This window comes from Streptomyces sp. NPDC002884 (assembly GCF_040295245.1).
Lineage (GTDB): Bacteria > Actinomycetota > Actinomycetes > Streptomycetales > Streptomycetaceae > Streptomyces.
In genome coordinates this window covers 23,487-36,372 of record NZ_JBEOVB010000031.1, presented here as the reverse complement: position 1 = coordinate 36,372, position 12,886 = coordinate 23,487, and the positions used below count along the sequence as shown (strand labels likewise).

Annotated in this window: 8 protein-coding genes; 2 read left to right on the top strand and 6 right to left on the bottom strand. The window is 68.9% G+C overall.

Translation table 11 applies throughout. The annotated features are described in order from the left end of the window. Nucleotides 1-361: 361 nt before the first annotated feature. The 3 genes from ABT070_RS37015 to ABT070_RS37005 all read right to left on the bottom strand — a co-directional run bounded on the left by ABT070_RS37015 (nt 362) and on the right by ABT070_RS37005 (nt 2,980). Nucleotides 362-496: a hypothetical protein gene (locus tag ABT070_RS37015; RefSeq protein WP_351767294.1), complete on the bottom strand. Its 135-nt coding sequence runs from the start codon at nt 494-496 to the stop codon at nt 362-364. A 469-nt stretch (nt 497-965) separates the two neighbouring features. After that, complete coding sequence (locus ABT070_RS37010) at nt 966-1,610, bottom strand: hypothetical protein (protein ID WP_351767293.1); 645 nt, start codon at nt 1,608-1,610, stop codon at nt 966-968. Nucleotides 1,611-2,329: 719 nt separating this feature from the next. Next, the gene (locus ABT070_RS37005; protein ID WP_351767292.1) at nt 2,330-2,980 is read right to left on the bottom strand and encodes a GNAT family N-acetyltransferase; all 651 of its coding nucleotides are present in this window, start codon (nt 2,978-2,980) and stop codon (nt 2,330-2,332) included. A gap of 754 nt (nt 2,981-3,734) precedes the next feature. Here ABT070_RS37005 and ABT070_RS36995 point away from each other — a divergent pair. Beyond that, entirely contained in the window at nt 3,735-4,076 is a 342-nt protein-coding gene (locus tag ABT070_RS36995) for a hypothetical protein (protein WP_351767359.1), read from the top strand. A 1,399-nt stretch (nt 4,077-5,475) separates the two neighbouring features. Beyond that, nucleotides 5,476-7,224 carry an HAD hydrolase-like protein gene (locus ABT070_RS36990; RefSeq protein WP_351767290.1) on the top strand — a complete coding sequence of 583 codons (1,749 nt, stop codon included), beginning with the start codon at nt 5,476-5,478 and terminating at the stop codon, nt 7,222-7,224. 132 nt (nt 7,225-7,356) lie between these two features. On the opposite strand, the gene ABT070_RS36985 is transcribed toward ABT070_RS36990, so the two are convergent. From ABT070_RS36985 to ABT070_RS36975, 3 genes are all read right to left on the bottom strand, one after another. Then, on the bottom strand, nt 7,357-9,783 hold the full coding sequence (locus tag ABT070_RS36985) for a tetratricopeptide repeat protein (RefSeq protein ID WP_351767289.1): 2,427 nt from the start codon (nt 9,781-9,783) through the stop codon (nt 7,357-7,359). 292 nt (nt 9,784-10,075) lie between these two features. Then, entirely contained in the window at nt 10,076-12,292 is a 2,217-nt protein-coding gene (locus ABT070_RS36980) for a tetratricopeptide repeat protein (protein WP_351767288.1), read from the bottom strand. Continuing rightward, nucleotides 12,292-12,771, bottom strand: a complete 480-nt coding sequence (locus ABT070_RS36975; RefSeq protein WP_351767287.1) for a hypothetical protein — start codon at nt 12,769-12,771, stop codon at nt 12,292-12,294. Before ABT070_RS36975 ends, ABT070_RS36980 begins: the two co-directional genes overlap by 1 nt. Nucleotides 12,772-12,886 lie beyond the last annotated feature (115 nt).

The following is a 12,886-nucleotide window of genomic DNA, read 5'->3' as shown; positions in this document are numbered from 1 at the left end:
GTGAGGTAGCCAGCACGGGAAGAGGGCGGGCTGGAGCCAGCCGCCGGGCGGCGATGCCGGGGGCGGGAGGGGTTTGCAGGGGCGTCCACGGTGCTCGTACTGAGACTGCCGCGACCGTGGGGCTCGTTCCCACAGCGGGGCCATATGGGCGAAGAACGGTTGGTGATACCGCAGTTCGGGCAGCAGCGACTCCGCCTTAGCGCCAGTGGTCGCGGCGTCCGTGCGCGCTTGGTGCAGCACAGGCGGCAGTACCCCTTTCCGCAAGGGGCCGTGGTGGCGGCAGCCGGCGCACGGCGCGTGCGGGTTGGGGCGGGCGAAGGAGTTGCAGCCTCCGCATCGGCGACGTACGTGGCAACGGCGTTCAGGTCGACTCCTGGTCCGGCTGCGGGTAGCGGACCTCGGAGATGTCCTGGGCCAGGCCCGTCAAGCTGACCTCAGGGTTCAGCAACGACACGAGCTCCGGACTCAGCGGCCGCAAGGCATACACCTGACTCACGGCCTCCAGGTTCACGGGGACCTCGTAGTAGTCCTCGGTGAAGCGCTGGAACGCTTCTGGCGAACGGTCGACTAGGAGCTCGAACAGGCCCGTCGCTCCGTCAGGATCGACAGCGCGATCGGGGAAATCGATCGTCCCGTGATGCCCCTATCGTCCGTCGCTCCTCGCCACAAGCAGGCAGTCACGACGTACCGGTCCTTTGTCGTCGCCTGGCCAAGACCTCCTACCTGCATCCCTCCGGCAGCCGGACCGATGCACCCGGTATTCGCCGTGACGTCATCCAGCGCGCCGACCACACCGAGGAACGCTCCCTACGGCTCCGCTCAGGCGGGTGGCGTCCACGCTGCCGACTTCGCCCGCCGCCGGCGACGATGTCACCGCCGCCGTCCATCAATGGCTCGTGGAGACCGAACGTACCCACGCCCTCGTCCTCGAGGAGCTGGACCACCTCGTCGTACTGCACGAGATGTCAGGCGCCGGCAGGTGCGGGCTGTCCCTCCGGCGCCTGCTCCGCAGCTGCAGCTGCGGTGTAGAAGACGGACGAGCCCTGCTTGCTGCGCTGCGCCTGGCTTTTGGCCACCAGCCCTTCGAGCGTGGTGCGTACCACGGTCGTCTTGATGCTGCGGTCGGCATGAGCCTGGCCAAGAGTTGCGGCGATCTCCGCCGCCGAGCGCGGCTCGCTCTGCTCGGTGAGATGGCCACGGATCAGGTCGACCAGTGTCGGCTGCGCGGTTGTCGCCGGTTCAGCCTTGTCGGACTTGGCGGAGGCCTTCTTGGTGGCCTGATTGGCGGCAGCGTTCCGACGCGGCGCGGGAGCGGTCTTCTTCGGCCGGGCCTGCTTGCCCGCGCCGGACTCGGCCTTCTTCTTTGCCGCTCGGGGTGCGGGTACCGCAGCGCTGTCCGCAACGGCCGAAGGCTTGACCGCGGCCGGTGCTGCGGCGATCGCCTGCTGGATGCCGACCAGCACCGTGTGGTCACGCTGATGGGCGGCCAACTGCTCCTGCAGAGCGTCGATTTCCGCGCCGATCCGCTGCTGCTCCTTGGTGTTGCGTTCGAGGTCGGCACTTACTTGAGCGGTGTACTGCGATGTGAGTTCGGTAGCGTTCTCGGACATGGGGCGCACAGCCTTTCTTCGACCTGGGGCCGGAATCGAAGGGCCTGCCGCACGTATGTGCCTTCCCGGAGGCTGATGCCTGTGGGCGGCAGCAATGTCTAGTGCGCAGTGCCCTGCTGTAGGGATAGTACGGATAACCGGAGCAGGTTGTTCCCTTGAGTGCATGGCCCCGGAGGCCCGTAAAGCCGCCCAGGCTGCCGGCAGGGCGCCCTCCGTCACGCGACACCGGCACCCCCAGATCAGACGGATCCGCTTGGCCCGATGCCGCAGGTCGGTCCCGCCCCGCCTTGTACGCCCGCCTGTCCTTGCACTCCAGGCGTCATGAGGGCGGGCCGTGCCGTGCGATTCCTCTCGCTCCGGCTCCGCGCAGCGCTTTCAGTGGCAGCTCTCGCCGAACGTGACCGCTTTGAACTCGACGGGCTGCCTGTCTGGTTTCGCTCCAGCGGCAGGATTTTGCACACGTGTCCGTTCGACTCGATGAGCACGAACCGGTCTTGGGCGGCGTCCTTTACGGAGATCGACGTTGCGGAGTCGAGGGCGGCACGGGCGGCCTTCACGCGCCGATCCAGCCCCCTACGCTGTCAGCCGTTACTCGCCGCGCGAAGTCCCGAACCGGGCGGCCTCTGCGCGTCGCTGGGATCCAGCCCTCAGCCACGGATCATGCCGTTCTGCCCGGTCCTGGCTCTTCAGCCGGTCAGGGACGTGCCAGGTGAAGACAGTCAGGTGTCGCGTTCGGCGATGAGCATGGTGCTGTCGTGGCTGGCCCGGCGGCGCAGGACCACGCCCGGTTGCAGAGGCTTTGCGGCGAGCTGGTAGCCGTCGGAGCCGTCGTCGCACGACTCCAACCCGGACCGGGTACGGAAGAGCACGGGTTCCGTCTGGGCGGCGATGGTGTAGCCGCGCCGGCGGTACCAGCGCATGACGGCGAAGTCACCCCTGCGGACCTTGGCGAACGACAGGTGCGTACCCCCGTCACGGGCCGTCTCCTCGGCGGCGTTGAGCAGGGCGGTGGCGATGCCCTGCCCGCGGTGGGACTCGGCGACGGCCAAGAGCTCGATCTCGACGAGGGCCGTGACCAGGGCGGGCCTCTGGGCCGCCGGATGGTCCTCAAGCCAGCGTATGGGAGGCGTCAGGTACACCATCCCGGTCACCAGGCCACCGGAGCGGGCGACCAGGCAGCGTCCCTGCCCGTACGGCAGCGGCACCTGGCCACCGTGCACGTCGATGGCCCGGGCCAGAGGTGCTGTTGCCGCCCTCTCCTCCGGCACCGGGGTGCCCAGGGCGAGGGAACCCAGGGCGGCTGCGTCGGGCCCGTCACCCGGGGCGGCGAGAGCGACGGTGACGACGCCCGTCCTGAGCTGGTCAGTCATGCATGCCATTCTACGAGCGCCGACACCGGACGTCTTAGCCAAGCCCATCATCGCGCCGTACCCTGCCGACGTTGCTGAGGGCCGCGCCCATCGGGCCATGGCATGCGGGGGCAGACCCGCTTTCAGGACAGCCTCGTTGACTTCGGGGCTGCGGGCGATGGCCGATGTACCTCCCGCTCAGCCCCGGCCCGGCAACGGAGCACCAATGGGCTGGCGGCCGCGTGAGGCTTCCCGACCTGCACGCTCACCTTCTGGCGGACGTCCTGGCCATCGGTGGGCGGAGCGGGAATGCCAGCACGGTCGGCCGTGTTGTGCAGAGCGTGGTTGTGGAGGGGACAGTGTCCCCGGGCCTCACCTATAGCCTGCGGGGAAGATCGTCCGGCTGAAGCCCTGCAGAGCCTTTCGCCGCGTAGGCGACCGCCCTTCACGACCACGCTCTTCCTCTGCGGCCCCGGCCGGCGTCCTCGTCGGCCGGGGCCGTACACGCTTCCCGTCGTGACCTGTCGACGGCCGCTCACGTTGCGCTGATCATGGACGGTTACGAGCACCTTGACCTCGATGAGATCGACTTCGCGCCCGTAGAACACGACACCGAGCGGCTGCGCCCTGACGCTGGACGAGACGTATGCCCTGCGCAGAGTGCTGCGCACTGCCGCCGTGCTGCGCGCCGCGCCGTCGTCGATGGCCTCGCCGCCAGCATGCGCCCGAACGGGGGGAATTCCTGGAACTCCAGACGCGTGATGCGGCATCGCTCGTGGACTGGCTTCAGTGGAATGGCTTCACGAAGGCCTATCTCGTTGTGGCGCTGGCCGTGTTGCTGATCGCGGTCGTCCACCGGGGGAGTCTGAACCTTCGCTTCCTGGCCTTCCTGATCGGCATACCGGCCATGCCGTGGGGTCTGTCGATCGCCGTTTTGATGGTGTTCGAGATCATCCTGGGCTGTTTCGCATGGATGGGGACGGGGGACTACTCGGCCGGGGCTGGTTTCACCTGGCACCTGGTCTTCGCGGCAGTCGTCGCCGTGTACCTGGGCGCATGCGTCGTTGCCCTGCGCGCGGCCAGGAGCCTGGGCCGCTTGTGGCTCGCGCGGGAGTAGAGGCATCCGGTGCCGCCAGGGCCGAGCCCACCGGCTCGTTGTGGCAATGGCCGAGGCGCGGCACGTCCGCACTTGCGCAACGAACTACCCGGGAGCGTCGACCGGGGTGTGCTGGGTGCCGGCTCCAGGCCCTCCCGCGCAGACCAGCACTGCTGTCGCGCGTGCGTTGAGGAAGATCGTGAACACCGAGGACTTGTCCGCGTGTCGACGCTGCCGGCACGGACAGGTTCTTTTCCTGCTGCCCCGAAGATGCCGACGGTGGCGACAAGCCAGACGGTCAGCCGCTTTCGTGCTGCAGGAGCCGATAGGGCCCGCCTGCTCCGGGCGCTGCGCCAGAGGATCTCCGCATTTTTGCCTGTCAGCGTCTGCGATCTTCCCAAGCGTTGAGGATCGTACTGCTCCGCAGTGCTGGCGGCGCTGTCCTGTCGACCGCAGGGGAGTGCAGCATCCACCGTATATTTGCGTTCGCACGTGTGCAGTTCATTTCGGTGTGGTGGCGGGGAAGCGGGCGGCCGGGCCCGTGTACGTCGCCTGGCGTCCTTTGGGGCGGGGTCATGGGGGCGCTCTTGTCGGCCGGCGCTCTCGTGCGGGGGACGGTGGGCTCGACCGCGGTCGCCGTCGACTCCGTCGTCGTCTCCGTCTGGCGTTCCCCACGCGGATGTTCGGGGTGAAGGAGCTCGAATACGGCGCGCGATTCGGGAAGTGCGCCCCCTTTCGCCGCCCGTACGCCCGTCTCGCCGTGTACCCGAAACCGGGATAGACCTGCTGAATAGCCGCTTTCTGTGCCCTCATCAAGCGTGGTGGGGCCGGTGGAGAAGGGTCGCCCCGGCGTGGCGACAGGCGCCCCCGGCGTACGGGGGAGGGGCTCGTAAACGCGTGCGGGCGGGGGGCGGGTAGGGTTTTGGTCGTCTTCACCCTCGGCGTCGGTTGCCGCAGGGCGGGGCCAGGTGGCCTACCGGCCAGCTGACCTCGGCCTTCCGTAACCGCCGCAGCAGGAAGGAGGCAGGCGATGCCCTCCGCCCCGGACCCCCCGGAACCGAGGGACGGAGATCAGCGCCGTACTTAACCGGGCTCTCACAGCCGGAGAGCCTCCCCGGGCCAACGGAGAGGCTCTTGTGACGGCAGGTCGCCGACCCGGGTCCCGTGGACAGGACAGTTTGCAAGTGCCACGGGGCCCGCTTTTCTTTGGCGGCCTAGTTGGTCGTCACCCGTTCGGACTCCAACCTTCGTTGGCCGCAGCGGCCTCCTGGCAGGGGGCAGCTCGCCTTGAAAACACGCACGCCCAGTCTGCAAGCTTGCGCGCAAAGCGAATTGACCCCCTGTTACCGGGAGGCGGCGCAGGTAAAATGTACCGCGCCGAAGCGAGAGGGGCCTGTTGATGGCGAGAGGTCTGGCCGTCATGTTCTCCGGAGCCCGCCTGCGGGAGGCCCGTTTGCAGGCTTCTGGCGGAGCGCTGAGTGCTGAGGAGCTGGCGGGGGAAGTCGGAGCGAGCAAGGCGCAGATCCTCGCCTACGAAAACGATCAGCGCGTACCCGATCCACCGCGTATCCGCCAGCTCGCCCGCGCCTTACGGATCCATCCTCTGCAATTGGCCGACCAGTCCGGCAAACACGAATGGCAGTTGGCCGATCTGCGCCGGGCCAACGGCTTACGGGCCAGCGACCTGTGCAGCCAGCTCGAGCTGAAACCCCACAGCTACCGCAAGCTGGAGACGCTCGGACTGACGGCCGAAGGCCGGTACGGCCTGAGCCCGCGTCTGGCCGCCGCACTGGGCGTGTCGCTGCGGGTGTTGGAACGCCACATCGCCAACGCCCCTGCTGTGCGCGAGCGCTTGGACGCAGTGAGGGAAACGCTTGCCTATGTCGTCGAAACCCACCTTGCACCCGGCCGCTCGGACCTGCCGGAGGCGGAAGATCCAGCCGTCAAAGAAGTAGCCGCCTGCTACACGCGCCCCGCGTCCACCGTCGTGCGCATCCTGCGCCAAGAGGTGCTGACCTTGCGTGAGATGCGGCGCCGGCAGGCCATGGAGGCGGCCACGGCGTTCTATGGCCCCACCGCGCAGGAACAGCAGCGGGCCCGCCGCCGGATGGAAAGCGAAGAGGCGCAGATCAACCAGCTCCTGGACAACCTGCCGCAGCGCATGGACGTCTTCTTCCGCGCCCAGCTTTCCCCCCAGAGCTGGGAGACGCTGAGCCAGCTGCACATGGCGCGCTCCGACGAGGCGGCGTTGGGCATGATCAGCCCTGCGCTGAGCGAGGACGCCGCGCTTTCCCCTCTGATCCTGCCTCTTCCTGACCCGGCCTCACCGGCCGTCCCTTCTCTGTCCGGCATATCCCGAGAGGGACAGCGCCACTACGTGAGTTTCAAGCACTGGTACGAAGCGCTCTATCCCTGGGTCGGCGAAAGCCTTCGGCTCTTCGCGCAGCGCATGGTCAGCAACGACCCGCCCCAGGTGGTCTGGCTGCGTCGGTGCTTCGCGCAATCGCAGACCGTCCTGTTCAGTTTCGACGGAGTCCTGTGCCGGCTGTTCGCCGGCCAAATGCATTCCGTATCGGGCCACTTGGCCCAGGCCGCCACCAGCCTGCACCTGAGCACCGACCCGAGCCGGGGCGCCGATCCCGTCGCGCTGCTGCGCTCGGTGGTCGACCGGGGATCGCCCGAACAGATCCGCCAGCTCGACGGCATACTGACCAATTACGAGACAGCGGCGGCACGCCGCGCCGAGCCCCTCCCGGGCGCGGCCCAGCTGCTGGGGGCTTTAGGGAGAGGGCCCTGGCGCCTGGCGGTGGTGACCGACCACGCCAGCGCCGCCGTGCAGACCTTCCTGACCCACCTGCACCCCGAGACCGGCGCCCAGCCGCACTTGGGTGTTTTCGGGCGTCCGGATGATCCGCGGCTGATGAAGCCTCACCCGCACGCCGTGTCCTTGGCCACCAGCGAGCTGGGCGGCGACCGCTCGCGCACCTTGCTCATCGGCGAGTCCCTGGCCGATGCCCTTGCCGCCCGGGCCGCCGGGGTGCAGTTCATCGGTATCGCCGCTCAACAAAGCCATGCCCGCAGGCTCAAAGAGGCAGGCGCCGTCAACGTGGTGGAGACACTGGCCACGCTCCTGGCAGCGGTCAGTAAGATCGCCGAATCGCCGGCCTGACACAGCCTTCTGTCGGTGTACGCCCGAATGTGCTCAGGTGCGTACACCGGCTATGTGCCCAGCATTTGAATCGTCGGGCGCGGCCGCGCTGGGCCCGCCCGTGCCTTCGTGGGGTGCCTGTGGGGGCAGCTCCTAGCGTCGTGAGGGGCGCAACCAGGTCTGTCGCCGTCGTGCAGCACGCCAGGCAGCCGAAGCTGTCTCCAGGTCGTCGCGGGTGCGCACGGTGTGCGGGTGCTCAGGACCCAGCACACGGACACGGTCAGCGAGGGCCTGTCGCAACAGGCGTACCGCCTCTTCCTGCGCGCCGATCCTGGCCAGTGCACTGGCGAGGTTGTGGCGGCTGGTCAGGGTATCGGGGTGCTCGAGGCCCAGCACACGGATGCGGTCGTCAAGCGTCTGCCGGAACAGGCGGACCGCCTCCGCATGTTCACCCACCCCGTCCAGGGCGAGACCGAGGCTGTCACGGCTGGCCAGAGTGTGCGGATGCATGAGGCCCAGCACACGAGCTTGGTCGTCAAGAGCCTGTCGCAGCAGGCAATCGGCTTCCGCATGCGCGCCCATCCTGGCCAGTGCGCTGGCGAGGTTGTGGCGGCTGAGCAGGGTGAGGTGGTGTTCGGGGCCCAGCACACGGATGTGGTCGTCAACGGTCTGCCGGTGCAGGCGGACCGCCTCTTCATGTTCGTCCATCCCGTCCAGGGCGAGACCGAGGCTGAGACGGCTGGCCAGAGTGTGCGGATGCATGAGGCCCAGCACGCGGGCACGGTCGGGGAGGTTCCGCCGCAGCAAAGCCACCGCCTCTGCATGCCGGCCCATTCCGTCCAGGGCGCAGGCGAGGTCGTGACGGCTGGTCAGGGTGTCAGGGTGCTCCGTGCCCAGGACACGGCTACGGTCCTCCAGCGTCTGCCGGAGCAGATGTATCGCCTCAGCCGGCTCGCCCATCCCGAACAAGGCGTTGGCCAGGTGATTGCGGCTGGTCAAGGTATGGGGGTGCTGAGGACCTAGGGTGCGCGTCTCGAAGTCGAGGACCCGTTGGTGCAGCAGGCGGGCTGCGCTGAAGGCGCCGGCGTGCTCCAGTACTTGCGCGAGCGTGCTGAGGGCGCTGCGGTGGTGTGTGGCGGAGCGTGGGTCCGGGAGGTCGAGCAGCACGGGCAGGTGAGGGGCGAGGAGCACGGCGGCCGGCCAACCGGCGCGCCCCTGCTCGTCTACCTCGTGCACGGCCGCGGTCAACCGCTCGGCAAGGGCTCGGTGCCACGTGGCGAGATGGGGTGCCTCGGCCGCTAGAGCGACGGCATTGATCTCTCGGATCAAAGGGTGCAGCACCACCTGCGCCGGGCCGCTGATGCCCGATGCCTGCCCGGCGTTGCCGGGAGAGTGAGGAAAGCCAAGGAGGCCGTACCGATGCAGACCTGCAAACGCAGCCTCCAAGGCGGGGACGGTGACGTTGTCTCCGGTGACGGCAGACAGCAGGTCCGGGGTGATGAGGGACAGCGGGATGGGAGCTTGGGCCAGTACGGCTAGCAGTCGCAACACGGGGCGGGCCAAGGCATCGCCCTCCCGGGCGAGTTGGTCCAGGGACACTTCCCAGGTGTGCCGCACCATGGTGCGGGCGACTTGTGCGTGAGAGGCATCCGGGTGTTCGGCTCCCAGCAAGAGGGGCAATTCCTGCTCCAGGGCCTGACGGTAGGTGGTGAAGGTGCGGTAGCGGCTGGTGGGTCCGGCCAGGTAGGTGCCGGCCGCGTGCAGCGCCAGCGGGAGCCCGCCGAGCCGCACGGCCAGGTCCCGAGCCTGCTCTGCTGTGCCAGCGGCCGGAGCAGCGTCGACGAGGACCTCTCCTGCAGGCTGTGCGGGCAGCGGCATCAAGGGCAGTAGCCGGGCGCGCGGCCCCCAGGTCTGCGGGCTGCCATCTCGGCTGGTCATCACCAGCAGACCTCGGCCGTGCGGGCGGATCCAACCGCGGTAGTCGGCCAACGGCTCACCTGCCGGGCCGATCTCTTGTGGCTCGTCGGCGTTGTCCAACACCAGCAGCCACCGCCGCGCCCGGCCCAGCTGCCGCCACACTACATCGGGCAGACTCGCCCGCCCGGCTTGCGCGGACTCCAGTTCTGCCTCGGGCAGTCCGCAGGCCAGTGCCGCCTGCACCATCTGCTGCGCCAGCTCGGCGGAATCGCGCCAGCGCACCCAAAACACTTGCCATCCCGCAGCGTCGGCCTGGGCGGCGAGTTGCGCGGCCACCGTTGTTTTGCCCATCCCGCCAGCCGCGCACAACACCGCGAACCGTCCTCGTGGCCGTCGCAGCATGCCTGCCAGCTCGGCCAGCTCGGCCAGCTCGGCTTCACGCCCGCGCACGCGCTCCACATGTGGGGGGCGTAAGGAATCCTGCTGGCCTCGGGCCGGTCGGCCCACCGGTCCCAGCCGCGCTGGCGGTCTTGCTGCAACATCCAGCCGTCGGCTCCACAACACCAGCCCGATGCTGGCCGTCACCAGCACGGCGAACAGCGGCCAGATTACCCAGGCGTGAGCTGCCCATCCTGGCACGGTGGCACTGGCGTAGTTGGTCACCGGCCCCAGCCCCGCCGTCACGACTGCGGCCGTCCCCGTCACGGCCGACCCGGCCCGCGCGCCCTGCCTACGCCCCATGGTCGCCACCCCCGGTCCATCGCCATCAGCATGCCCAAACAGGAGGTTGAAGGACTGGTGGTCAAGCTGGTGAGGCTCCCCTCTCTCACCACCAGCCCACCCGTCCCGAAGGAGCCGGCAGTCGGGTAGTCCCAGCGCCCGGCGGTATCGAACTTGCTGGGTACGTAACCGCGTACCGGGCTGCGTACGTTCACGCGAACGCCGACACCTTCCCTCAACCAGAGGCCGAGGGAAGGCTGTGCAGCGCCTGCTGCGCCCGCAGCACGTGCGCGTGCCCGCTTCCCAGGATGGACGACAGCTCCTCGTGCACGCGTTGGAGCAGCGGCTGCGCCGCAGTCGCGCACCCCATGTCCCGCAGCGTGCACCCGAGTCGAAATGCCGTCGACAGCGTCTGGGGATGCGCTGGACCGAGAATCTGTGAACGGGCCGCGTGCACGCTGCGGAACTGGTGCAGCGCACTCTCCAGCCGGCCCTCGTCCTGCGCCAGACACGCCAGATTGTGTGAAACCGTCAACGTCCGCGTATGACGTTGCCCCAGATCCCGGTTGCGCACCTCCCACACCCGCCGGTACTCCTCGCCGGCTTCCTCCCACCGGCCCAGGTCATGCAGGACACGAGCCCGCTCGTGCCGGGCGGACAAGGTGTGGCCGTGCTCCTCGCCCTGAGAACGCCGCCTGATCTCCAGCACCTGCGACAGATGCTGCTCAGCCTCCCGCAAACGGCCCATGTCGTGCAGCACGCGCCCCAGTTCGTGCCGCGCAGTCAGCGCGTGAGGGAACTCCTCGCCCCGCACGGCGCAGTGACCCTCCCACACCCTGCGATACACGACCTCGGCCTGGCCGAGGTCCCCGGTGTCATGCAGCACTGCGGCGAGATTGTGCTGCGCGGTGAGCGTCTCCTCATCCATCGGGCCCAACAGGCGCGTGCGCCACTGCACGACCTTCTCGAACACGACGCCGGCCTGGCGCGACAGGCCGCGTGCCTGCACATACCGTGCCGCCAGTTCCATGGCCTGGGCGGCCGCGACTTGGACGTCGTCCTCCAGGCTCGCCAACGCGGCTTCCTGCCCCGCCAGCTCCAGGGCGTGGGGCGCCAGCGCTGACCACACCGCCCAGGTGTCGGGCTCTTCGGGCCTGCCGGCCTCCTCCACACTGCACGCACGGCCCAAAAGGACCACGGTAAGCGCGAGATAGCGTGGAGTGCGGCTGAGATCCCTGATCAACGGATGCACCCGCACGCTCGCAGGAACATCCTCTGACGGCCGCGCCACATCATCCGAGGCGCCCGGAGCAGCATGGAAGTCGATCAGACTCAGAGCGGCCAGAGCGCGCAGCGTCCGCCACACCGTGCCGCCGTCGATGCGTTCGAAGCCGGGCTGCCCGCTCAGCAGGGAAGCCCGCAAAACCCGCGTGTAGGGCACCGGGGCATCGGCGAACGCCGACAGCAGTTCCAAGACAGCCGAAGCATGCCGAAAGCCGCGACGCTCGAGCAGCCCGAGCGCGAGCCGCCAGGTGTCGGCGATCACCTCCGCCGGATTCAGACCCTGACCGGCCGATCCGTTCAGCGCCCGAACAAACGCATCGAAGTCAGCGGGCATGTCCGCGTCCCGGAAAGCGTCCGGCATCCCATTCACCTCGGCTAAATAGACCCCTGCCATCCGCAAAGCTAGAGGCAGACCGCCTAATCGGCGCGCCAGGCGAACGGCGCCGCTGAAGGTTCCCGCATACGGCCCGGCGTAATCGCACAGCACCCGCGCAGCGTCCTGCTCGGCCAACGCAACCACAGGATGCAACACCGCGCCTGAGCCCCAGACCTCCGCCGTTCCGTCGCACGTGGTGACCACCACCAGGCCATGGGCACACGAGTGCGGCCTCACCCAGCCGGTACCGGCAGCCGTCTGCCCGGGCCCATCCAGCAGCGCCGGATCGGCCACCCCGTCCACCACCAGCAGCCACGGCCATTCCACCTGGCTCAGACGATGCCACAGAACATCGACCACTCCCTCGGCCTCGACAAGATCCTCCGGGACCCCCAACCGCCGGGCGACCGCGCGCAACCCCCCCTCGAACAGCGCACCCTGGCGGCCGTCGATCCACCACGCGCAGAGCCCGAACGCCAGACCGAACCGGTGCTGGAGCTCGTGAACAAGCTCCAGCACCAAAGCCGTCTTACCGCTTCCGCTCAACCCGTGCAGCACGTGCAGCCGGCCATCCCCCTGCCCCGCACAGTGCTCCAACAAAGCACTCAGCAACCCGGCCCGACCCCGCAACGGCCGGCCCGGGTGACGCAAACCCATCGGCGCGGCAAGCGTCAACGCACGCAACGCGCCCGACGCCGGCGCCGCCACCACCAACTGGCCCACCTCAAGACGGCCGGCCGCCACGGCGCCGTTCTGCGCGACCAACTGCCCAGCCACCCCCTGCGCCGGCATCAGCTCCGCCGCTCCGCCGAAGGAAAAGGGCCCGTCATGCGCACACCCCCCTCCACGCGCACCACCGCGCCTGCCACCGAGCCGTCTTCAGCCGTAATCCGCATGTCACCGCCCACGGCGACGCCCCCAGGAGCGGCATGCACCCCGCCGTGAGCGGACTGAGCCTGAGCGATCACAGCAGCCAGCTGCGCGGCGACAGCCGCACGTCCCTGGGCGTCGAGCGCCTCGAGCAGCACCTCCAGGCGGGTCTGCCACACGGCCTCCCACCGTGCCCGCTGACCGGCCACATCCTCCCCGGCCGCAAGGACGGCCTGCATCTGGTCCAGCCGCGTCAGCTCAGCCGCCTCCTGACCGGCATCGCCGCGCCCCAGCATCCTGGCGACCGCCTGCCGAACCGACGTCCACACATCCGTCCCCGCCGCCTGCACCACGGCCATCCCGCCGGCCGCCGCTAAGGCCGCCACAGCTTCCGCCGACATTTTTCAACCCCCGGTCAAGACGACGAGCGGCCCGTCTGCAGCCGCTGCTGACACCGAGAACGTTCCTCAACGCCGCCGAGATCACACCTTTCGAACCGGACTCGGAGAATTGATC

Coding starts and splice junctions, on each gene's coding strand:
- ABT070_RS37010 (WP_351767293.1), bottom strand. CDS start 1,610: ATGTCCGAGAACGCTACCGAACTCACATCGCAGTACACCGCTCAAGTA.
- ABT070_RS37005 (WP_351767292.1), bottom strand. CDS start 2,980: ATGACTGACCAGCTCAGGACGGGCGTCGTCACCGTCGCTCTCGCCGCC.
- ABT070_RS36990 (WP_351767290.1), top strand. CDS start 5,476: ATGTTCTCCGGAGCCCGCCTGCGGGAGGCCCGTTTGCAGGCTTCTGGC.
- ABT070_RS36980 (WP_351767288.1), bottom strand. CDS start 12,292: ATGCCGGCGCAGGGGGTGGCTGGGCAGTTGGTCGCGCAGAACGGCGCC.
- ABT070_RS36975 (WP_351767287.1), bottom strand. CDS start 12,771: ATGTCGGCGGAAGCTGTGGCGGCCTTAGCGGCGGCCGGCGGGATGGCC.